Origin of the sequence: Streptococcus infantis (genome assembly GCF_047463635.1) — a bacterium.
Lineage (GTDB): Bacteria > Bacillota > Bacilli > Lactobacillales > Streptococcaceae > Streptococcus > Streptococcus infantis_W.
Genome location: NZ_JASHDL010000015.1, coordinates 1 through 23,298, shown reverse-complemented (window position 1 = coordinate 23,298; position 23,298 = coordinate 1). Strand labels below are relative to the sequence as shown.

Here is a 23,298-nt window from a genome sequence, read left to right as displayed (position 1 = left end):
CTTACTTTAATTTATCAAGATCTGGAATGACTCCAAGGAGTGAGATTTTCATAACATCTTCGATATCTTCTGGACGTTTGACACGGTCATCGAGTAGTTCAAACAACAAGACCACTACAATCACTAATCCTGCACCAGCACCGATTCCCATCAAGGTATTGCGACGAATATTTGGTGAAGACGGTCCAGTTGCTGGACGTGCTTCCTCCAAGGTAGTTACGTCAGAAACACGGGTGACCGCAATAATCTTTTGTGCCGCAACATCTCGAAGAGCATTTGCAATTCGACTTGCTTCGTCAGGTTTGTGATCACTAACTGAAATAGATACGATACGTGTGTCTGCGGGAACCGTTACTTGAATCTTCTTAGCTAATACTTTCGCATTAATGTTTAAGTCAAGATCAGCAACTACTTTCTCTAGGACATCTTGAGAAAGAATGATCTCACGATAGTCCTTAACCAGATAAGTTCCTGCTTGTAGATCTTGATTTGTCAATCCCGGTTTATCACTTTGATTTCGATTAACTACATAGATCCGAGTTGTACTTCTATACTCAGGTTTAACAACAAAACTACTATATGCAAATGCAGCAGCTCCTGCTACGATGGCTACAAGAAGGATTAGCAGTTTCTTTTTCCATAGTGCCTTTAATAACTGAATAACATTGATTTCAATAGTATCTTTTTCTTTCATTATAACTCCTAAATAATTTGATCTTTAATGACTTTTTCGGGATTTAATATAAAGAGTTCCCGAGCCTTATCTTGGCCATACTTTTTACTCACTATTTCGTAGGCTTCCTTCATATAAGGAGGGCGACCATCTAGATTATGCATATCACTAGCAACTATATGAACCAAATCCCTATCTAAGAAATAGCGAGCTCGTTTTTTCATAAATTTATAAGTATCACCAAACAATTTTGGTTTAAGGATACTCGAACTGTTGATCTGTGTATAACATCCCATGTTGATGAGGTCTCGCACTCTTTTTTCATTATTTTCCAAAGCAGCGTATCGCTCTATATGAGCTATTACAGGTGTTATCCCCAACATGAGAACATTCGTTAGTGCATTATGAATGTCTCGGTAAGGGGTATTCATACTGAATTCTATCAAGGCATAACGGGTGCCATTTAGTTGTGGAATCTGCTGATTCTCTAATTTGTTTAAAGCATCACTGCTGTAATAAATCTCTGCTCCATACAAGATGGTTAAATCAGGAGCAACCTCTTTAGCTAACTCCTTGACAACTTTAAAATTTCTTAATATGTCCTCTTCTGGTGTTTCAAACATTCCCTTTCGACGATGGGAAGTCGAAACGATGGTACGGATTCCTTGAGCATAGGCCTCCTTCAGAAGTGCTATACTTTCTGCCTTATCCTTAGGACCATCATCTACATCAAAAACTATGTGTGAATGGATATCAATCATCTTATTTTCCTTCCATGATATCTTTAATTTCTGTTTTGAGTGTCTCTAAGCTATTTGGATCTACCTCTAGCATATAAAGGCTGCTGTCAGGCATGGCATAGGAAGGAAGATCCATACGACCAGTTCCCTTTAGATCTCGAGTGATGACAGTATATTTTCCTCCACTTACTAGTTGGGCGTTCACTAAACTAACCATTGTTTCAGGAGGCATATTAGTTTGGACAGAATCCTGTAAGCTTTGCATAATATCATCAAAATTTTTCAATGCTTCTGCCGAAGTTAGTTTCTGGACAATTGCAGAAATGACTTTCTGTTGATTACGCCCACGATCACCATCACCGTTTGCTAATGAATAACGCTCGCGTACAAAACCTAGGGCCTGCTCAGAGTCTAGATGAACATTTCCAACAGGAAAATGGTAATTGCCATGAAGCGAGGTGAACTCTTGGTCATTATAAACATCGACACCACCTAAGAGATCAATTAATTTTAAGAAGGAAGTGAAGTTGAGTCGTGCATAGTAATTTAGGTCAATTCCATAAAGATTTTCCAAAGTATGAATCGAAGCATCCACACCATAAATACCTGCATGGGTCAATTTATCATTTTGGTTATTGCCTCCATCAGCTATGGGCACGTAAGCATCACGAGGGGTCGTTGTCAAGAGAATTTTCTTGGTTTCTTGATTAACCGTCATGATGATATTCACATCCGAACGAGAAACAGAGCTAATCGGTCCGTATGTGTCAATCCCACTAATATAGATATTAAAAGCCTTGTTTTGAGAAGACTTAGGTGCCTCAACAGTTTTGGTTAGTTCTTTGGTATAAATTTTCTTGATTTTTTTGGCGTGATCCGGATACTCTTGTTCAATCAGATTTTCAAAGACACTATTCAAAACAATTGCCTTGGTCTCTCCAGCTAAGAGACTCTTATAAGCCGCAAGGTAAGAAGAACTATCCTCAACCTTTAGGTCTTTATTCTGACTTGTCTTAATATCATCAAGCAGTTTTTTGATATTCTCCGCATCTGTTTTTGTCGGAGCTGTCACACTGGATAGTTGGGATACATTACCAATCTCACTATCCGCCAAAACTGCAACACTGATAGAGTAACTAGAATAGTTAGATGTTGCATTTAAATGATTGGCCAAACTAACGAACTGATGAACTCCAACCAAAGCTAGTGAGCTGGCTACAATAGATAGCAAGAGCATGATTAAAGTAAACTTCTTAGCTTTTCTATTTGATATTAAAAATAAAGCTACTAGCGCAATGAACACCATAATAGCTGCTAGAATAAGATTGAAATAACTAACGGCTAAGATATGATATCTGAATATTAAAAACAGCAAAAAACAAGTGAGCACTATATATAGAAACAACAAAATAATATTGAAATTTTGCTGAAACTTGCTCGTTTTATTTTCTTTTAAACGTCTCCCCACCTTACACCTCTATTAATTATTTTATTTCTATTATATCACAAAGTAACACCGGATGCTATCAACACCTGAATTGCAACCGTTTTATTTTACCTTAAAACCAAAATTATTATATTTCAATCATTAAATACCTCATATCTTTTTTTGAAAGAAGACTTCCAACAAAAATACCAGGAGATAGAAATCGATTGACAAGTTCTCAATACCATACTCTCACACCCTAAAACTTTCAATAATTCCCAAGAAAGTTGAAGGTTGCAACTAGAGAAACTCAAGTTTTTACAAAAATATCCTTTTAGAGTCTCGAAAACAAAAACAACCCGCTATCGCAGTAAAGATTTATCGTTAATAAAAAGCAAGAGGCAGGGTAAAAGTCTTCAAAATAAAAAAAAACACATAGTATTAAGTGTTCAAAAACTTTATACTATGCATTTTATAATTGAAAGCTTTACTCAATTTCATTTTCAAATTGAGTTTTTACTCAACCTATCTTCTTAAACTTATTTCACGTGACTTTCAAAGTCTTTTTGACTCTTTTCGACAGAATTTTTACGTTCTTGTTCCCATTTAGCCTTAGCTTCAGCAAATTGAGAGCTTGTAACGATATCTGTCTGCAATCTCATGTACTTGTAGTTGCTTCCAGTTCCTTTGATCCCAACCAGTGAGTAAGCACGTGTAAATGGTATCACGCGTGTCACCGAAGCTCCACCACCGTTTGACACAACTGGGATTAGAAGGGAACTATCAATCAACCAAGCTTGTGCATCGGCGTAGTTTTCATAGCGTTTAGCTACGTCTGTATTTTCTGCATCTGCTGTCTTTAATCTTTGAGTAAATTGGTCCAAACCTAGACTAGTAATCTTACCAGTGTCCTTGCTTGGATCAAGTCCCAAAATTTTGAGATAGAATCCATCTTCAGAGTTGAAAGGATTGAGGTAAGTTGATGGATCTTGGTAGTCAGCTGACCATCCATCCAAGTTCAAATCATAGTCATGATCTGCCGGTGTTGGTGCTTGAGCTGTTGCATTTGTATAATCATCTGTCGACAATTGGATAACATCAACCACTACATTTTCAGAACCAAGTGTTGATTCGATTGATTGTTTGATAGAGTTTGTTCCTGAAAGCAAGGTCTTGTTTACTTGATCTACAGGCAAGTCCAAATGAATTGGGAAGGTCACACCTTGGGCTTCTAATTCTTTTTTAGCTTCTGCAAACTGGGCTTGTGCTTTTTCTTTATTGAAATAACCATCTTGAGCATCTTCAAGATTCATATTTGACCATTGTGTACCATAGTTGACCAATTTTGAAGCAACTGTTTCACCAAAAGTCTTGTCTCCAACTTGTACGAAAGTTGGTGGTACAAGCGAGTTACGAAGAGTGTTTTTAGCTGCTTCTTCACCGTTTGATTGAGCTGAGTAGGCTGTACGATCAATGGCGAAGTTAATTGCCTGACGGAAGTTTTTATTCGAAACTGCAGCTTGAGTTGCTTGTTTTTGCTCATTGCTTGTTTTTGCAGTATGGTTATAAGCACCACGGTTGACGTTAAAGTTATAGTACCAAGATGTTGCATCTTGCAAGCTATAAACGATATTGTCCTTGTACTTTTCCTTGGTCTTAGCGAAGTTTGAGCTATTTGGATAAACACCTGCAGATGAGTAAGCACCACTTTCAAAGTTACGGATTGTCAAGTCTTGGTCTGAACCATCAAAGTAGGCCAATTTTACCTTTTCAATCGTTACTTTTTCTTGGTCATAGTAATGTGGGTTTTTCACATATTCGATAGAAGACTTAGATGTAAAATCTTTTAACAAATATGGTCCGCTATAAAGAATGCTATCTGGTTTCAGGGTTCCGAAGTCTTTACCTTTAGAAGCAAGGAATTCTTCGTTTACAGGGAACAAGATACTGTTAGTTGTCTTAGAGTTCCAGAATGACTCTGGACGAGTCAAGGTATATTGCACAGTATAGTCATCTAAGGCTTTGACACCAACATTTGAAAAGTCAGTATTTGCACCTGTCACATAATCGTCCAATCCCTTGATAGAGTTCTGAATCAAGTCTAGGGCTTGACCCTTGTTATCAGCAGCGTACTTGATACCAGTTACAAAGTCTTGTGCTTTAAGGGGAGCGTATTCTTCACCGTCAGCTGTAAACCACTTGGCATCTTGGCGAAGTTTGTAGGTATAAGTTAAACCATCCTTAGAAACACTCCAATCTTCTGCAAGGGCAGGAATAAGGTTTCCGTAGTTATCATTTTCAAGCAAACCATCAACCAAGTTGGTTACAATGGCAGTGTTATCACCAGCGTAGTCCAAGAGATAGTTGAAGGTTGTCGGATCCGCACCAAAGGTCGACGAGTATGTTTTACCGTCTGATGCTGACTGGCCACATGCTGCCAATAGGACCGCAGCAGCAAGTGTCAAACCTGCTCCTAATAAGCGTTTTTTCATGCTCATGATTCATTTCTCCTTATATGTTAGGTTTTATAACATGGCTATATTTTAACAAATTTTGTCCAAAAAGTAAAGTTATATACTTATTTGACATCTCATTGGAAATCAAAAAATAAAGAAATCCCGCTTAAAAACAGGATTTCTTTATTCATTACAAAAGACTATTTAACGTGATTTGCTAATTCTTTTTGGTATTTGGCATTTGTTTCAATTTTCTCTTTTTGCCATTTCTTGAGAGCTTCTTCGTATTCTTTAGTGGTTACAATATCATTTTGCAACTCTAAACCTTTAAATACAAATGGATCACCCTTGATACCAACTTGAGAGTAAGCTTTTGTGAATGGCACTGTACGGCTAACTGTCGGAGAACCACCTGAAGAAGCTACAGGGATAAGAAGTGAGCTATCTGAAACCCAAGCTTGTGCTTTGGCATATTTTTCATAGCGTTTGTTAAGATCGCTTGTTTCTGATGCTGCATCATCCAAGAGTTTCTTGTACTCATCAAGTCCAACTTGAGCCATGACTTCTGGATCTTTACCTTTTGTGATACCCAAGTGTTTAAGGGCAGAACCCTTCTTAGCATCTAAGATATTGAGGTAGGTTGCTGGGTCTTGATAGTCTGGCCCCCAACCAGTTCCGTTCAAGTCGTAGTCTTTTTGAGAAGGCACTTTGGCTTGAGATGTGATGCTCATTTTCTCATTGTCAGTCATTTGAAGTACGTCGATAACAACATTTTCACTTCCAAGTGCTGCTTCGACAGACTGTTTGAGGGAGTTGGTCTGCTGTACAGCAATGACATCTGTCTGTTCAACTGGAATATCCAAATGGATTGGGAAGCTTACACCTTTAGCTTGCAATTCTGATTTTGCTTTTTCAAAGGCAGCTTTTGCTTTTGTTGGATTGTAAAGGGTATCTTTACCATCTGTCAAAGCTACATCCTTCCACTGGTCTCCGTATGTTACCAATTGTTCTTGAGCCAATTCACCGAAGGTCTTTTCACCAACTTGAACATAGTCATAAGGCACAAGGCTAGTACGGATAATCTTGTCTGCACCTTCTTCACCATTCATCTGTGCAGAGTAGGCGTGACGGTCTAGAGCAAAGTTGATAGCTTGACGGAAGTTTTTATTGAGAAGCGCTTCTTTAGTTGATGTTTTTTGGGCATCATCTGTCTTAGCTGTTTTATTGTAAGACTGACGATTTACGTTGAAAGTAAAGTAATAGCTTGTCGCTTCTTGCGGGCTATAAACAATCTTATCGCCGTATTCTTTCTTAGTTGAATCAAAACTTGAACTAGTTGGGAAGAGACGAGCTGTCGTATATGAGCCTGACGCAAAGCTACGAATCAATGATTCTTGGTCAGAACCATCGTAGAAGGTAAGCTTGACGTGATCAATTTTAACATTGTCTTTGTCCCAATAATTCGGGTTCTTTTCGTACTCGATCACGGATTTTGAAGTGAAGTTCTTCAAAATATATGGACCATTGTAGAGAATACCTGAAGGCGCTGCCGCACCGTAATCTTTCCCTTGAGAATTTAAGAATTCTTCATTAACTGGGAGCATGGTTGCTGTTGTTACCTTAGAATTCCAGAAGCTTTCTGGTTTGTTCAAGGTATACTCAACTGTATAATCGTCAACTGCTTTGACACCAACTGTTGAGAAGTCATTGCTTTCACCACTGACGTATTCTGCCAAACCTTTGATAGAGTCTTGGATAAGAGTTAGGCCATCTGATTTACCATCTGCAGCATGCTTCAAACCAGTCACAAAGTCTTGGGCCTTGACTTCAGCATACTCTTCTCCTTCAGAAGTATACCATTTGACACCTTTACGTAGCTTGTATGTGTAAGTCAAACCATCTTGTGAAACAGACCAGTCTTCAGCAAGCGATGGAATCAGGTTTCCATATTTGTCATTTTCCAAGAGTCCGTCGACCAGGTTGGCGATGACATCTGATGTTGAACTTTTACTAGTAACGCTATAGTCCAATGTTGTTGGATCAATGGCATATACATACGAAAATGTTGTTGGAGCATCTGCTTTTTTCTCAGTCTTACCACAAGCCGCTAAAAGAAGAGCTGCGCTCATCGTTATCCCTGCTACTGCGAGCCACTTTTTCGATTTCATCGGTATTCTCCTTTAAAATACTATTTTCACCATTATACCCTATTTTTATATAAAAGCAAGGGTTTACAGGGTATTTTTTAGAAAATTCAAACAAATATTTTTTAAAGAATTTTCTACACTTATTTTAGTAAAAATCCCAAGCGCCATGCGACACTTGAGATGGTAATTTTAAGCAACTAATTCGACACAGAAGGCATCCCAAGGAGCTAATGTTAATTGTTCTAAGGTAGCTTTGACATCTGTATTTGCAATCAAGACAGATGTGATTGATTCTTCAACTGCGAACTCTTGCTTTTGGTTGGACAAGTTAGCCACAACTAGGAACCGACGGTCACCATCTTTACGGATGTAAGCAAAGACTTTTTCAGCCGTTTCAAGGAGTTCAAAATCAGCTCTCACCAACCAGCTATTTTCCTTACGAATGTTTACCAATTTTTGATAAGTATAGAAAATAGAATCTGGGTTTTCCAGTGCTTCCTGAACGTTGATTGCTTCGTAGTTTGGATTAACAGCCAACCAAGGTTGTCCGTCTGAGAAACCAGCATTTTTTGTCTCATCCCACTGCATTGGAGTACGCGCATTGTCACGCCCAATCACACGAATGCTATCCATGATTGTTTCCATTGAAACACCTTTTTCAAGAGCTTCACGCGCATAGTTGAGGGATTCAATATCCTCTACTTGATCTAGCTTTTCAAATGGGAAATTGGTCATCCCAATCTCCTCCCCTTGGTAAATATAAGGAGTCCCTCTCATGAGATGAAGCAAGATTGCATACGCTTTAGCAGATTTTTCTCGGTATTCTCGGTCATTTCCCCAGATAGAAACAATACGAGGGAGGTCATGGTTGTTCCAGAAGAGGGAATTCCAGCCATCTTCAACTCCCAACTCTGTCTGCCATTTGTTGAAAATCTCTTTTAACTTCCCAACATTTAGCTCTTTTTGGTACTGCCACTTAGGTTTGCCCTCCTGATACTGAAGACAGATATGTTCAAACTGGAAAACCATAGACAATTCTTGTCCTTTAGGATCTGAATAGAGTTTAGCGATCTCTGGTGTTGCTCCCCAAGTTTCCCCTACTGTCAAGAGCTCTTTGTCGCCGAAAGTAGCCTGATTCATTTCCTTGAGATAGGGATGAAGCATAGGACCATTGTTGACAATTTTCTGATCAGGAATCTTCCCAATCATGTCAATAACGTCCATACGGAATCCACCAATCCCTTTATCAATCCAGAAATTCATCATCTCATAGATTTTTTGGCGTAGTTCTTCATTTTCCCAGTTAAGGTCTGGTTGCTTCTTGCTGAAAAAGTGCAGGTAATATTGACCTGACTTTTCATCATATTGCCAGGCAGATCCACTGAAAATTGACTCCAATTCGTTAGGTTCATCACGCCAGATATAGTAGTCTCGCTCAGGACTATCAGGATTTTCACAAGCTTCGATAAACCAAGCGTGCTCATCTGATGTATGATTGACCACCAAATCCATAATGATTCGGATATCTCGTTTTTTAGCCTCAGCAATCAGCACATCCATATCTTCCATGGTTCCAAAGATAGCCGCGATATCTTGATAATTGGCAATATCATAACCATTGTCATCCATGGGGCTATCATAGACTGGAGAAAGCCAGATCGCTGTAATCCCTAACTTAGCTAGATAGTCTAGCTTACTGGTAATCCCAGGCAAATCACCAATCCCATCTCCATTGCTATCCTTAAAACTTTTTGGATAGACCTGATAAACAACGGCATTGTGCCACCATTTTTCTTGCATCTTTGTACCTCTATTTAAAATTGACTTTACTCCATCATAGACCTTTTATCAAAATTATGCAAGCGTTTGCTTTATCTTTTTTTCTCACTTTTGCGACTCTCTAGTTTCTAATCTTCCATTTTTTTTATATAATAGAGCTCAGAGGTAAAAAAATGAAAAAACAAGCTTTTAGTTCTGAACAATATTTGAATCTACAACGCGACCATATCTTGGAGCGCATCAACCAATTTGACGGCAAACTCTACTTGGAGTTTGGTGGCAAAATGTTAGAAGATTTCCACGCTGCTCGTGTCCTTCCTGGATATGAACCAGATAACAAAATCAAACTCTTACAAGAATTGAAGGAGCAAGTTGAGGTTGTTATCGCTATTAACGCTAGCAATATCGAGCACTCAAAAGCTCGTGGAGACTTGGGCATTTCTTATGACCAAGAAGTGCTTCGTTTGATCGATAAATTCAATGAACTCGGTATCTTTGTTGGTTCAGTTGTCATTACTCAATATGCAGGCCAACCGGCAGCTGATGCTTTCCGTAATCAATTAGAGAAAAATGGTATCGACTCTTATCTCCACTACCCTATCAAGGGGTATCCGACAGATATGGATCACATCATTTCTCCTGAAGGTATGGGGAAAAACGACTATATCAAAACGAGTCGTAACTTGATTGTCGTGACTGCTCCTGGGCCTGGTTCAGGTAAGTTGGCAACTTGTATGTCTAACATGTACCACGACCAAATCAATGGTATCAAGTCTGGTTATGCCAAATTTGAAACCTTCCCAGTTTGGAATCTCCCACTTCATCACCCAGTCAACTTGGCTTATGAAGCTGCTACAGCAGACCTAGATGATGTCAACATGATTGACCCATTCCATCTCCAAACTTATGGAGAAACCACAGTCAACTACAACCGCGACATTGAAATTTTCCCTGTTCTTAAGCGTATGCTGGAACGTATCTTAGGTGAGTCTCCTTATGCATCTCCAACTGACATGGGTGTAAATATGGTTGGTTTTGCAATCACTGATAACGACGCTGCCATTGAAGCATCTAAACAGGAAATTATCCGTCGCTATTACCAGACAGTTCTTGACTTCAAAGCTGAGAAGGTTGGAGAAACTGCTGTGAAGAAGATTGAGCTTCTCATGAATGACCTAGGTATCACACCAGCTGATAGAAAGGTTGCTGTTGCCGCACGTCAAAAAGCAGAAGAAACAGGCGGACCTGCTCTAGCTCTTGAATTACCTTCTGGTGAAATCGTTACTGGTAAGAACTCAGAACTCTTTGGTCCAACAGCCGCTGCTTTGATCAATGCAATCAAGAAATCAGCTAACATCAATGCTGAAACAAAATTAATTGAACCAGAAGTGGTGAAACCAATTCAAGGTTTGAAAATCAATCACTTGGGTAGCCGTAACCCTCGACTCCACTCAAATGAAATCCTTATCGCACTTGCAATCACAGCTATGCAGAATCCTGATGCAGATCGTGCCATGAAAGAACTCGGAAACCTCAAAGGAAGCGAAGCTCACTCTACGATTATCCTAACAGACGAAGATAAAAATGTTCTTCGCAAACTAGGAATCAATGTAACCTTTGATCCTTACTACCAATACGATCGTTTATATCGCAAGTAAAATACGACACTCACTCCTCTAAGAGTTGGATCCTTATCGTCCAGCTCTTAGAGGTTTTTTATAGCTTTCCAGCCTTTCACAAGCATATCTTTCAAAAAGAATTCTAGTTTTAATAGAAACTGGGATAACACTTAATTTTAGATTTATAATGGATTGAATTAAGATATGAACAAAGAGATTGGGAAAGTCAACTTAATTTCTAGAAGTTTTTTTAGAATCCGTAGTGTACTATTCTAGATTCAACCAACTATATTTCTAATGAATCCTTAAAAGGAGTGATACTCAATGAAAATCAAAGAGCAAACTAGCCACAGGTTGCTCAAAGCTATTCTGTGAGATATCTACCTAAACACCTTAGTTTGGTCATTAATTTTCATTAAATATACAAAAAAGTGAACAAGATAGCATTCTGATTTCCAGAAAACTATTTAGTTCACTTTTGCTTATGATTTAAACTTTGGGTTTATTCTACCGTTACTGATTTAGCAAGGTTACGTGGTTTATCCACATCAAGGCCACGGTGGAGTGTTGCAAAGTAAGCGACCAATTGCGTCGGTACGACCATTGAAATCGGTGAGAGGTAAGGGTGGACGGTCGTAAGCACGATGTCGTCTGTCTCTTTAACAACATTTTCTTCTGCAATGGTGAGGACCTTAGCTCCACGTGCTGCCACTTCTTGGATATTTCCGCGAGTGTGGTTGGCAAGAACTGGGTCTGATAAGAGAGCCAAAACAGGTGTTCCTTCTTCAATCAATGCGATCGTTCCGTGCTTGAGCTCTCCAGCCGCAAAACCTTCACATTGGATGTACGAAATCTCTTTGAGCTTGAGACTGGCTTCCATGGCTACGTAGTAATCTTGACCACGTCCGATGTAAAAGGCGTTGCGTGTTGTTTCAAGAAGCTCACGGACTTTTGCGTCGATCGTTTCTTTCTCTGAAAGAGTTGATTCGATAGACTGAGCCACGATAGACAATTCATGAACCAAGTCAAAGGCTTTGGCTTTTTCATTGCCATTTGCTTCACCAACCGCTTTTGCGAGGAAGGCAAGGGATGCGATTTGGGCTGTATAGGCCTTGGTTGAAGCAACGGCAATTTCAGGACCTGCGTGAAGCAACATAGTATGGTTGGCTTCACGTGACAAAGTTGATCCTGGCATGTTCGTTACTGTCAAGCTTGGAATTCCCATTTCATTGGCCTTAACCAAAACCTGACGGCTATCAGCTGTTTCACCAGATTGGCTGATAAAGATGAAGAGTGGTTTCTTGCTGAGAAGCGGCATACCATACCCCCACTCAGAGGAGATACCAAGTTCAACTGGCGTATCTGTCAATTCTTCCAACATCTTCTTAGAAGCAAATCCTGCGTGATAAGAAGTCCCAGCTGCGAGAATGTAGATGCGGTCTGCATCTTGAACAGCCTTGATGATAGCTGGATCAACCACTACTTGACCAGCCTCATCTGTGTAGGCTTGGATCAACTTACGCATCACCGTTGGTTGCTCATCGATTTCCTTGAGCATGTAGTAAGGATATGTCCCCTTACCGATATCTGACAAGTCAAGTTCTGCAGTATAGCTAGCACGTTCACGGCTGTTACCATCATAGTCCTGCACTTCAACGCTATCAGCTTTTACGATAACCAACTCTTGGTCATGGATTTCCATATATTGATTGGTCTCACGAATCATAGCCATAGCATCTGAGCAGACCATGTTGTAACCATCTCCAAGACCGATCAAGAGAGGTGATTTGTTCTTGGCCACGTAGATGACATCTGGATTTTCAGAGTCGATCAAGGCAAAGGCATAAGAACCACGAATGATGTGAAGAGCCTTTTTGAAGGCTTCAAGAACTGACAAGCCATCTTCTTCCACAAATTTTCCAATCAAGTGAACGGCGATTTCAGTATCTGTTTGCCCCTTAAAGTGGTGACCTGCAAGGTATTCTTCCTTGATTTCAAGATAGTTTTCAATCACACCATTGTGGACCAAGACAAAACGTCCTGTCTCAGAGCGGTGGGGGTGAGCATTGTCTTCTGTTGGTTTCCCATGAGTCGCCCAACGAGTATGTCCGATACCAGTTGTTCCCTCAACACCAGCAGTTTTAGCAGATAATTCTGCGATACGACCAACTGCTTTTACCAAATGGTTTTCAGCACCACCTAGAACAAAAATTCCAGCCGAATCATAGCCACGGTATTCGAGTTTTTCAAGTCCTTGAATCAAAATATCAGTTGCATTTGTGTTTCCAACAACACCAACAATTCCACACATAGTATATACGACACAGGCTAGCTGTGCTTTCCCCTTAAAATTGGTATAGTCTAATTCTTCTTTTATAGAATCAGCAAAAACAGTATATACTTGTTTCTTTTACTTGTCAAGAGTAAAAATTGGTATAGCGTGATTCTACTGATTCTTTATACTAAAAATCTATCATATTTCACCTAAAGCAAGTATTTAAAAAGGGCTCTATCGCCCTTAATAACTACTATTTTGTAGCAAGCTTGTCTGCTTCTACTACTTCTTGAAAGGTTTTTTGATAATTCACTTTAATCGTCATTGTCATGTGAGAGTCCTCGTTTCTTTTTGATGAATCTAGTATAAAATCCCTTCCTAAAACATAGCTTATATTTTCCTTAGAAAAAACTAAAAGTAACTTCTGATTCAATAAAAACGAAAGAGCAAACTAGAAAGCTAGTCACAGCTTTCTCAAAGCACTGTTTTCAGTTTATCAGATAGACTAAGACCTTGTTTGAAGTGATGTTTAAGGTTATACATTCAGTAAATCGAATTAACATAAGCATTTTTCTAAATCCCTTAGCTGCGAATCCCATACAAAAAGAGCGTTACCGCTCTTTTACTTAGTATTTAGGAGAAGGTGCTTGCTCCTGTTGTTTTTTGGTAATTTACTTTAATCGTCATTGTCATGTGAGAGCCCTCGTTTCTTTTTGATGACTCGAATATAGGCAATAACCCTAAAAGCAAACTTAAGATTTTCTTAGAGAAAGCTTATACTCAATGAAAATCAAAGAGCAAACCAGGAAACTAGCCGCAGGCTGCTCAAAACACCGTTTTGAGGTTGTGGATAGAACTGACGAAGTCAGTAACACATATACGGCAAGGCGACGTTAACGTGGTTTGAAGAGATTTTTGAAGAGTATTAATCTAAATGTTCTTTCTTCTCTAGATTCAGGGCAACCACATGCCACTCTGGATCCTCTTGCCAGTTAGACAGTGAGCTGATATAACTAGCTACCTTACGTGCTTCTTCAAGGATTGGGAAGTCCTCGATAATATCAGCCACTTGAAACTCTGGTAGACCTGACTGTCTAGTTCCAAAAATCTCACCCGAACCTCGCATTTTCAAATCTTCTTCTGCAAGGACAAATCCATTAGTCGTTTCCGTCATGATGCGCATGCGGTCTTTTCCAGAGTCAGTCTTAGGATTGGCAACGAGAACTGCATAGGACTGCTTCTCCCCACGACCGACACGACCTCTGAGCTGATGAAGCTGACTAAGTCCGAAACGGTCAGCATCCATGATAATCATAACCGTCGCATTTGGCACATTGACCCCAACTTCTATAACCGTTGTAGAGACCAGAATATCAGTCTTTCTATCTTTGAACTCCTGCATAATCTGGTCTTTTTCATCGCTCTTCATCTTCCCATGCAAGAGAGCAACTTTTGCTTTTTCTGAAAAATGAGCCGTCAACTCTTCCGATAAAGCGATAGCATTTTTCAAATCCAAGGCTTCAGATTCTTCAATCAAAGGAGAAATAACATAGGCTTGAGACCCTTTTTGAATTTCTCCTTCCAACCAAGTCAAAACCTGTGGCAGTTGCTCATGCTTGATCCAGCGAGTTACGATTGGTTTGCGCCCAGCAGGCATCTGGTCAATAATGGAAACATCCATATCTCCAAAGGCGGTGATGGCTAAGGTTCGTGGAATCGGAGTCGCCGTCATCATGAGGACATCTGGATTTTCTCCTTTTTCACGTAAAATACGTCTTTGTCCCACACCAAATCGGTGTTGTTCATCGATGATAATCAAACCAAGTCGAGCGTATTCCACCCCATCCTGTATAAGAGCATGGGTACCGACGATCACATCAACCTCGCCCTTAGCAATCGTTTCCAAAACCGTGCGTTTTTCTGCAGCTTTCAGTGAACCTGTTAGGAGGGCTAGTTTCAAATCTGGAAAGAGACTCTCTAAACTTTCAAAATGCTGCTCTGCAAGGATCTCTGTCGGAACCATTAGAGCTGCCTGATAACCAGCCGTTATAGCCGCGTACATCGCTAGCCCCGCAACCACTGTCTTCCCACTACCAACATCCCCTTGTAAGAGTCGATTCATGTGATGGTCCGACTTCATATCTGATAGGATTTCTTGCAGGCTTTTTTCTTGAGCTTGTGTCAAAGCAAAGGGTAACTTTTCTTTAACCGCAGTTAGTTTTTCCTGGGACCAATTCAGAACCAGACCACTTCCGTGAATCTTATTCTCAGACTTGAGGGTCTGTAATTGCATTTGGAAATAGAAAAGTTCCTCAAACTTGATTCGACGGAGAGCCTGCTTGTATTCTGCCAAATTCTTAGGAAAATGCATGGCACGAACAGCCTGACAGCGAGACATGAGTTTGTATTTATCTAGCAAGGACTGAGGGAGATTTTCCTCTATCAAGAGATCTAGCCCCTGATCAAAGGCGGTTTTAATGACCTTAACAAGGCTTGCTTGACTAACTCCTTGTGCGAGACGATAGACAGGTTGAAGGTCGTCCTCCACTTGGGCTAAAACCTTCATCCCTGTGAGACTAGCCTTGGCGCGATCCCACTTACCAAAAACGGCTAGAGTCGCTCCTAGCTCAATCTTGTCAGCCAGGTAGGGTTGGTTAAAGAAGTTCACTGAAAACACAACTTCTCCCTGCTTGAGGCTAAAGCGTAGGCGATTGCGCTTAAAACCATAATACTGAACACTAGCTGGTGTTACTACCTGACCAGATAGGACAGCCTTTTCACCGTCTTCTAGCTCTAGCACCTGCTTGGTCTTAAAATCTTCATAACGGAAAGGAAAGTAGAGCAAGAGATCTTGCAGGTTTTCAATTCCTAGTTTGGCATATTTCTCTGCTGATTTTGGTCCCACGCCAGGCAAGACATGCAAGGGTTGATGTAAATTCATGCTCTTCTCCTTTCCTTCTTTCTTTTAATGATATTCTCTCGGAACTCGATCACTGAGGAGGCAAACCACCTCATAATTGATAGTTCCTCTGTAGACTGCTACATCTGTTGCAGTAATTTCTTGATCACCGTCTGCACCAATCAAAGTTACCTTGGTACCTAATGGATACAGCTTATGCAAACGAACCGTGATCTGGTCCATAGATACCCGCCCTACGATAGGGCACAATTGTCCATCCACCAGAACTGAGAAATTCTGCATGTCTCTTGTCCAACCATCAGCATAACCGATTGGTAGCGTTGCAATGACTTGCTCACCGTCTGCCTGATAAGTTGCTCCGTAACCCATACAAGCACCAGCCTCTACTGTTTTGATATGAACGATGGCTGTTTCCAAAGTTAAGGCTGGTTTTAGTTCATAAGGCAATTCTAAAACTTGTCCGCTTGGATTGAGACCATACATGGAATCTCCCATGCGAACCGCATTGAAAATCGTTTCTGCATGCCATAGAGTCGTTGCGGAGTTACTCGCATGGACTAGTTCTGGTACTTCTTGCAAGTCAGCTAGGATTCCCTTAAAGCATTCTAACTGTTGATTAAAGTAACTATCCGACTCTTCATCAGCAGTTGCAAAGTGCGTAAAGATTCCCTCAACATTTGCTCCATGTCCCTTGAGTAAAGTTTGAGCTTGTGCTGCCTCGCTTGCACTTCTAAAACCAATTCGTCCCATACCTGAGTCAATTTTAAGGTGAACGGTTAAGCCTGATAAATCTGAATCAGTAGCAAGGAGATTCTCAATCCATTCCAATCCAGCCACTGTCAAGGTAATCGCATACTGCTTAGCCAATGAAAGAGATTCAACCTCAGATACTCCCAAAATGAGAATCTTCTTAGAAATTCCTGCCTGACGAAGCTCGATGGCTTCATCGATATTAGAAACGCAAAAACCATTGACATCATCCTGGATAGCCGTAGCAACAGCTACCGCTCCGTGTCCGTATGCATTGGCTTTCACAACCGCCCATTTTAGGGTATCTTTGGGAATATGCGCACCCATTTGTTGGATATTGTAGCGAATAGCACCCAGATCGATGAGGGCCTTAGTTGGTCTATGTGGACTAGTTTTCATAATCTTCCTCCAAAATAACACTAGCTGTCACAAACTGATCTGTATGGCTGATCGATAGCCACACTTTTCCTGAAAACGGGGATTTACTGAAGTAGGGGGCTCCTCTCTCATTGTTCAAGACTTCCAAGTCCTGAAAACCTAATTTCCCAATTCCCGTTCCCATAGCCTTTGAAAAGGCTTCTTTAGCTGACCAACGACCAGCCAAATACTCGACCTGTCTTCGACCCTTGAGACTGGAAAAGCGCTCCATTTCCTTGTCTGTCAAGACACGCTGGGCAAAACATTTTCTTTTTTCAACTGCATTTTGTATGGAAGCTAATTCTTCGATATCAATTCCGTGTCCAACTATCATTTTCGTCAAAAGGAGTTGAGATACCCCCAACTCCATCCTTTTCACTTATTTTGTTAAGGTAGTATAAATTTCTTCTACCAAGGCAACTGTGTTTTCCCATCCTAGACATGGGTCTGTAATAGAGCAACCAAAGATTTCTGGTTGATTTTGGCGACCATCTGCCAAGTAGGATTCAATCATGAAACCTCGAACTGTTTTCTTAATCTTTTCATTCCAGTCACGGTTGAGCAGTGCTTGGCGAACAATTCGAACTTGCTCCATATATTGTTTCCCTGAATTATCATGGTTGGTATCAATCATGATAAAGGGATTTTCAAGCCCCATAGACTCGTAACGCCCGATAGCATTTAAGAGAGTTTCATAGTAGAAGTTTGGTTCATTCTTCCCATATTCATTCATAGCTCCACGAAGGATAACGTGAGCTAGGGGATTACCTGAAGTCTCAACTTCTTGTCCATGGTAAAGAAATGTTTGCTTGTTTTGTGCAGCATAGATGGCATTAAACATAACAGACAGATTTCCAGAGGTTGGATTTTTCATACCCACTGGTGCATCAATCCCTGAAGCTACAAAACGGTGTTCCTGATCTTCTACTGAACGCGCACCCACTGCATGGTAGCTCACCAAGTCGTCAACCAAGACTAGATTGGATGGATAAAGCATTTCATCTGCTGTGGTTAGTCCAGTTTCTGTAATAACACGATAATGAAGCTGACGAACAGCCTGCAAACCATTAATCAAACTTGGTGCTTTAGAAGTATCTGGCTGATGAACCAAACCCTTGTAGCCATCTCCATTGGTACGTGGCTTAGCTGTGTAAACACGCATGACCATGAAAATCTTATCCGCAACTTTTTTCTGCAAGTCTGCCAAACGACGAGCATATTCAAGCACTGCTTCTTCATTATCAGATGAACAAGGTCCAATGACCAAAAGAATACGGTCATCCTTACCAGATAGAATATCAGCCAGTTCTTGGTCTCGGCTTTCCTTATGTTGCAAGGCTTCTGCAGATAATTGCGTTTCCGCCTTAATCGCTTCAATATCGATTTCTTGACCTTTTTCAATAAATGCCATATTATTCTCCTAGTCTTTGGTAGATTTCGCGTACAAGAGTCTCAGTATTTTCCCATCCTAGACATGGATCGGTGATAGATTTTCCAAAGACCTCTGGTTCATTTTGACGACCGTCTTCTAGATAAGACTCAATCATGAAACCACGGACATATTTTTTAATCTTTTCATTCCAATCGCGGTTAATCAAGGTCTGACGTACGATACGAATCTGATCCATATACTGTTTGCCTGAGTTATCATGGTTGGTATCAATGATGATAAATGGATTTTCAAGGCCCATCTTTTCATACTGGGCAATGGTATCCATCAAATTATCATAGTAGTAGTTAGGAATATTTTTCCCGTATTCATTGAGGGCACCACGGAGAATGGCATGCGATAGAGGATTTCCAGTCGTTTCAACTTCTTTCCCTAGGAAAAGGAAACTTTGTTTGTTTTGAGCTGCATAAATACCGTTGAACATAACATTGAGATTACCAGACGTTGGATTTTTAAAACCTGTCGCAAAATCTGCTCCACTAGCTACAAAACGGTGTTGTTGGTCTTCAACCGAACGAGCTCCAACTGCCATATAAGAAATCAAATCATCTACCAAAGGAAGGTTTTCTGGGTACAACATCTCATCCGCTGTGGTCATTCCTGTTTCAGAAATAACACGGTAGTGCAGGTGACGAACCGCCTTGATCCCATTGATGAGACTAGGTGCTTCTTTGGCATTTGGTTGGTGAATCAAGCCCTTATAGCCATCACCATTAGTACGTGGTTTAGCAGTGTAGACGCGCATCACCATAAAGACGCGGTCTTTTACTTCTTCTTGCAGTTTTGCCAAACGCTTGGCATACTCAAGAACTGCTTCTTCATTGTCAGACGAACACGGACCAATCACTAACAAAATGCGTTGATCTTCACCACGAATAATCGCTTCAAGTTCTTGATCGCGTTGTTGTTTATTGGCAAGTGCTTGTCCTTCTAATTTAGACAAACTACGAACTTCTTCAATATTAATTTTAGGGCTTTTGGCTGTAAATACCATGATTCATCCTCCTTATAAAGCAAACGGATGCCAAGCGAAAATTCACTTTTCACTAGGCATCCGCCTGAAAATTAGTCATTCTTAACGTCGTTTACCGTGACAGTTTTTAAATTTCTTACCAGAACCACATGGACACAAGTCATTACGCTTAACTTTGCTAAGATCCAAATCTGCAGGAAGCTCAGTCTGTTGTGCAGCAATATTACGAGCCGCTGTAGTACTGATATGACGCTCTGCTTGTGGACGCTCTTGTTCATGAATTTGTGCTTTCATCATCAAACGAGTCACATCAAACTCAATGGAACCAATCATATCATTAAACATACGGAAACCTTCTGCTTGATACTCAACGACAGGGTTGTTTTGTGCGTAACCACGAAGGCCAACAGCATTACGCAACTGATCAAGAGCATCGATATGGTCTGTCCACTTGTTGTCTACAACACGTAGGATCAAGACTTTTTGGAATTCTTTAACAGCTTCCTCATCTCGAAGCTTAGCAACTTGGCTATCGTAGACTTTCAAGGCACGTTGATAAAGTTCATCTTTGATTGCTTGGTCTGATAAACCTTCTAGGTCTGAAAGTGAAATTGAATCTTCTGGAAGCAAGTTGTATCTTGCAAAATTCAAGATAGCTTCTAGTTTTTCATCCTGTTTAGCACGCGCATGATTATCAACAACACGATTAATAGTGCGTTTAATCATCGCATGAATCTCAGGAGCCAAGTCACGATCAGCAGTGATGACATCGTAACGTTGTGAGTAAATAATCTCACGTTGCTCACGCATGACATCATCGTATTGAAGGACTTGTTTACGTGTGTCGTAGTTGTTTCCTTCAACACGTTTTTGTGCTGCTTCAACCTGACGTGTCAACATACGAGATTTGATCGCTTCGTCTGACATATTGAGACGTTCAAAGACACCCTTCAAGCGCTCTGAACCGAAACGTTTCATCAAATCATCTTCAAGAGAAAGGTAGAATTGAGATTCCCCTGGATCCCCTTGACGTCCTGAACGTCCACGAAGCTGGTTATCGATACGACGGCTTTCATGACGTTCTGTACCGATGACACAAAGTCCACCAAGTTCACGAACACCTTCACCAAGTTTGATGTCGGTACCACGACCGGCCATGTTGGTCGCAATTGTAACTGCACCACGTTGGCCAGCATTCATGATGATTTGAGCTTCTTTGTAGTGGTTCTTGGCATTCAATACTTCGTGAGGAACACCTGCAGCTACCAATTTTTTAGAAATATAATCACTGGTTTCAACAGCAACTGTACCAACCAAGACAGGTTGACCTTTTTGGTAGCGAGCTTTTACATCTTCAACAACAGCCTTAAATTTAGCTTCAAGACTAGCATAAAGTACGTCTGGATGGTCAATACGTTGAACAGGACGGTTTGTTGGGATAGGAATAACACGAATATTGTAGATTTCGCGGAATTCTTCTTCCTCAGTCTTACCAGTACCTGTCATACCAGACAACTTCTTGTACATACGGAAGAGGTTTTGGTAGGTGATAGAAGCTGAAGTCTTGGTTTCATCTTGGATTGGCACACCTTCTTTAGCTTCAATCGCTTGGTGCAATCCATCAGAATAACGACGACCTTCCATAGTACGACCTGTAAATTGGTCGACAATCAAGATCTCCTGCTCTTCGCTGACCACGTAGTCAATATCGAGAAGCATGATGTAGTTGGCACGAAGGGCATTATCGATAAAGTGAGTCAAGGCTACGTTTTCGATATCGTAGAGATTTTCTAGTTTGAAGTAGCTTTCAGCCTTGTCAATACCAGAATCAGATAGACCAATTGTCTTAGACTGAATATCAATGATATAGTCATCCTTATCCAAAGACTTCACAAAATGGTCAGCCATATGGTAGAGTTGGCTGGTTTCAACTGCATTGGCTCCTGAAACGATCAAAGGAGTACGAGCTTCGTCGATCAAGATTGAGTCAACCTCATCGACCAAGGCGTAGTTGAGTGGACGTTGAACCATATTTTCAGCACGAACGACCATATTATCACGAAGATAATCGAAACCAATCTCTGAGTTTGTTGAATAAGTGATATCACACTCATAAGCTTCTTTTTTCTCCATTGGAGATTTGGCTGCCAAGTTAATCCCTACTGACAAGCCGAGCCATGAGTACAACTCACCCATCTCAGTCGCGTCACGTTCTGATAGGTACTCATTGACCGTAACTACGTGTACACCTTTACCTGAAAGGGCGTTAAGGTATACAGGCATAGTCGCTGTCAATGTTTTCCCCTCACCAGTACGCATCTCAGGAACGTCACCATGGTGAAGAACGATCCCCCCCATAACCTGAACCTTATAAGGGAAAAGACCAAGAACACGCTTAGCTCCCTCGCGTACAACAGCAAACGCCTCATACAAAAGTTGGTCAAGAGTCTCACCATTTTGATAGCGTTGTTTGAATTCTTCTGTTTTTGCTTTCAATTGCTCGTCTGTTAACGCAGCCATTTCATCTTCATATTTGAGGACTTTATCAGCCATCTTTTCTAGGCGGCGGAGTTCCCCTTTATCATTTTCGATGATTGTTTTTAGTAAATTTGCCATTTTTTTCCTTACTTTAAATTCTGAATATTTTAGAATGTTCTTTTTATTGTAGCATATTTGCCCAATTTTTTCAAGAAATATTCCGTTTTCCCTTAGGGCAAAAAAGGGCTAATCATCGAGATTAGTTCCCTTAAAATTCCTATTCCGAGGCTAGTTTTCTTCATTTTTCTTCATTAATGCTTCTAGCTAGTTTATCCATGAAAAAATTGCCATCATTTTCTATTAGGTAAAAGCTTGCCTATTTCTTTCAAGGAAGACTGGATTTCTTCTTTTCCAATCGTAGCTTATTCATAAATTTTAGACAAGCATAGATTTTCCAGTCATTGACTAAGGATAAAAAGACTAAAAGTAGCCAGATCATCCATCTAGCAAGATCCCTTGGTTCTTGTAAAATAAAGTTAAATAAGACTAGCGAAAAAAGAGTGAAGGCTAGACTAAACAAGGCTGCTAGAGGCATATAAAGCCAATAAAAATAGTAAAAGACAGAAAAGTACTTACTTCCTGGCTGTACCTTCCCTTGCCAACGAAAAAGTAAAAGTAGGGTGCCAAAATCAAGAATTTTAATAGTTTTTCCATCTCCTTACCTCTCCAACGCGTTCCTTATTTTATTATAGCAAAAAAGGCTCTATAATTTCTGTAGTGGGTAAAACCACCATAGGAATTATGGAGCCTATTTTGTTGTAGAAAAAAAGTCCCATAAGACCTATAATGAAAAGCGACCAAACCATCATTAGAAAGAATCTTATGGAACAATTAAATTTTATCACAAACTTACTCGGAATTAAAGACAAGAACATCAAAATCTTGGATTATCTTGATGCTGGAACTCATAAAGAAGTCATCGCTAAGCTAGATTATCCTGCTCCTAAGTGTCATCACTGCCTAGGGCAAATGACTAAATATGACTTCCAGAAAGAATCTAAAATCCCCTATCTAGAGTGTGCAGGCTATAAGACACTCATTCGATTGAGAAAACGCCGTTTCCGTTGTAAAGTCTGCGGGAAAATAGCTGTCGCAGAGACTTCCTTAGTCAAAAAGAATCACCAAATCGCGACCA

General features: G+C 40.4%; 15 protein-coding genes. 2 read left to right on the top strand and 13 right to left on the bottom strand.

Features of this window, described 5'->3' with window-relative positions:
- Position 1: 1 nt before the first annotated feature.
- The 6 genes from QM867_RS08310 to QM867_RS08285 form a co-directional block, all read right to left on the bottom strand.
- Positions 2–694: a CspC family polysaccharide chain length determinant protein gene (locus QM867_RS08310; RefSeq protein ID WP_414315551.1), complete on the bottom strand. Its 693-nt coding sequence runs from the start codon at positions 692–694 to the stop codon at positions 2–4.
- Between the two features lie 8 nt (positions 695–702).
- Positions 703–1,434 carry a capsular polysaccharide biosynthesis protein Cps4B gene (gene cps4B, locus QM867_RS08305; RefSeq protein WP_414315550.1) on the bottom strand — a complete coding sequence of 244 codons (732 nt, stop codon included), beginning with the start codon at positions 1,432–1,434 and terminating at the stop codon, positions 703–705.
- Position 1,435: 1 nt separating this feature from the next.
- On the bottom strand, positions 1,436–2,881 hold the full coding sequence (locus QM867_RS08300) for an LCP family protein (RefSeq protein WP_414315549.1): 1,446 nt from the start codon (positions 2,879–2,881) through the stop codon (positions 1,436–1,438).
- A 497-nt stretch (positions 2,882–3,378) separates the two neighbouring features.
- Complete coding sequence (locus QM867_RS08295; RefSeq protein WP_414315548.1) at positions 3,379–5,337, bottom strand: peptide ABC transporter substrate-binding protein; 1,959 nt, start codon at positions 5,335–5,337, stop codon at positions 3,379–3,381.
- 158 nt (positions 5,338–5,495) lie between these two features.
- Positions 5,496–7,463: a peptide ABC transporter substrate-binding protein gene (locus QM867_RS08290; protein ID WP_414315547.1), complete on the bottom strand. Its 1,968-nt coding sequence runs from the start codon at positions 7,461–7,463 to the stop codon at positions 5,496–5,498.
- 168 nt (positions 7,464–7,631) lie between these two features.
- Complete coding sequence (locus QM867_RS08285) at positions 7,632–9,242, bottom strand: glycoside hydrolase family 13 protein (RefSeq protein WP_414315546.1); 1,611 nt, start codon at positions 9,240–9,242, stop codon at positions 7,632–7,634.
- A gap of 152 nt (positions 9,243–9,394) precedes the next feature.
- On the opposite strand from QM867_RS08285, the gene QM867_RS08280 reads away from it, so the two are divergent.
- Positions 9,395–10,879, top strand: coding sequence for a DUF1846 domain-containing protein (locus QM867_RS08280; RefSeq protein WP_049503931.1), 1,485 nt, complete (start codon positions 9,395–9,397; stop codon positions 10,877–10,879).
- A gap of 463 nt (positions 10,880–11,342) precedes the next feature.
- On the opposite strand, the gene glmS is transcribed toward QM867_RS08280, so the two are convergent.
- From glmS to secA, 7 genes are all read right to left on the bottom strand, one after another.
- A complete protein-coding gene (gene glmS, locus QM867_RS08275) occupies positions 11,343–13,151 on the bottom strand; it encodes a glutamine--fructose-6-phosphate transaminase (isomerizing) (protein ID WP_414315545.1) in 1,809 nt (602 codons plus the stop codon).
- An 889-nt stretch (positions 13,152–14,040) separates the two neighbouring features.
- Positions 14,041–16,056, bottom strand: a complete 2,016-nt coding sequence (recG, locus tag QM867_RS08270; RefSeq protein WP_414315544.1) for an ATP-dependent DNA helicase RecG — start codon at positions 16,054–16,056, stop codon at positions 14,041–14,043.
- A gap of 24 nt (positions 16,057–16,080) precedes the next feature.
- Positions 16,081–17,184 carry an alanine racemase gene (gene alr / locus QM867_RS08265; protein WP_315640736.1) on the bottom strand — a complete coding sequence of 368 codons (1,104 nt, stop codon included), beginning with the start codon at positions 17,182–17,184 and terminating at the stop codon, positions 16,081–16,083.
- Positions 17,174–17,536: a holo-ACP synthase gene (acpS, locus tag QM867_RS08260; protein ID WP_315640904.1), complete on the bottom strand. Its 363-nt coding sequence runs from the start codon at positions 17,534–17,536 to the stop codon at positions 17,174–17,176. Before acpS ends, alr begins: the two co-directional genes overlap by 11 nt.
- A 45-nt stretch (positions 17,537–17,581) precedes the next feature.
- Positions 17,582–18,613, bottom strand: coding sequence for a 3-deoxy-7-phosphoheptulonate synthase (locus QM867_RS08255; RefSeq protein ID WP_075228792.1), 1,032 nt, complete (start codon positions 18,611–18,613; stop codon positions 17,582–17,584).
- 1 nt (position 18,614) lies between these two features.
- Positions 18,615–19,646, bottom strand: a complete 1,032-nt coding sequence (locus QM867_RS08250) for a 3-deoxy-7-phosphoheptulonate synthase (protein WP_315640733.1) — start codon at positions 19,644–19,646, stop codon at positions 18,615–18,617.
- Positions 19,647–19,727: 81 nt separating this feature from the next.
- Positions 19,728–22,241, bottom strand: a complete 2,514-nt coding sequence (secA, locus tag QM867_RS08245) for a preprotein translocase subunit SecA (protein WP_414315543.1) — start codon at positions 22,239–22,241, stop codon at positions 19,728–19,730.
- A gap of 744 nt (positions 22,242–22,985) precedes the next feature.
- On the opposite strand from secA, the gene QM867_RS08240 reads away from it, so the two are divergent.
- A partial coding sequence (locus QM867_RS08240) for a transposase family protein (protein WP_414315542.1) occupies positions 22,986–23,298 on the top strand: 313 nt, incomplete at its 3' end.

Coding starts and splice junctions, on each gene's coding strand:
- glmS (WP_414315545.1), bottom strand. CDS start 13,151: ATGTGTGGAATTGTTGGTGTTGTTGGAAACACAAATGCAACTGATATT.
- QM867_RS08250 (WP_315640733.1), bottom strand. CDS start 19,646: ATGGTATTTACAGCCAAAAGCCCTAAAATTAATATTGAAGAAGTTCGT.
- acpS (WP_315640904.1), bottom strand. CDS start 17,536: ATGATAGTTGGACACGGAATTGATATCGAAGAATTAGCTTCCATACAA.
- QM867_RS08290 (WP_414315547.1), bottom strand. CDS start 7,463: ATGAAATCGAAAAAGTGGCTCGCAGTAGCAGGGATAACGATGAGCGCA.
- QM867_RS08285 (WP_414315546.1), bottom strand. CDS start 9,242: ATGCAAGAAAAATGGTGGCACAATGCCGTTGTTTATCAGGTCTATCCA.
- cps4B (WP_414315550.1), bottom strand. CDS start 1,434: ATGATTGATATCCATTCACACATAGTTTTTGATGTAGATGATGGTCCT.
- QM867_RS08255 (WP_075228792.1), bottom strand. CDS start 18,613: ATGGCATTTATTGAAAAAGGTCAAGAAATCGATATTGAAGCGATTAAG.
- recG (WP_414315544.1), bottom strand. CDS start 16,056: ATGAATTTACATCAACCCTTGCATGTCTTGCCTGGCGTGGGACCAAAA.
- secA (WP_414315543.1), bottom strand. CDS start 22,241: ATGGCAAATTTACTAAAAACAATCATCGAAAATGATAAAGGGGAACTC.
- alr (WP_315640736.1), bottom strand. CDS start 17,184: ATGAAAACTAGTCCACATAGACCAACTAAGGCCCTCATCGATCTGGGT.
- QM867_RS08280 (WP_049503931.1), top strand. CDS start 9,395: ATGAAAAAACAAGCTTTTAGTTCTGAACAATATTTGAATCTACAACGC.
- QM867_RS08310 (WP_414315551.1), bottom strand. CDS start 694: ATGAAAGAAAAAGATACTATTGAAATCAATGTTATTCAGTTATTAAAG.
- QM867_RS08295 (WP_414315548.1), bottom strand. CDS start 5,337: ATGAGCATGAAAAAACGCTTATTAGGAGCAGGTTTGACACTTGCTGCT.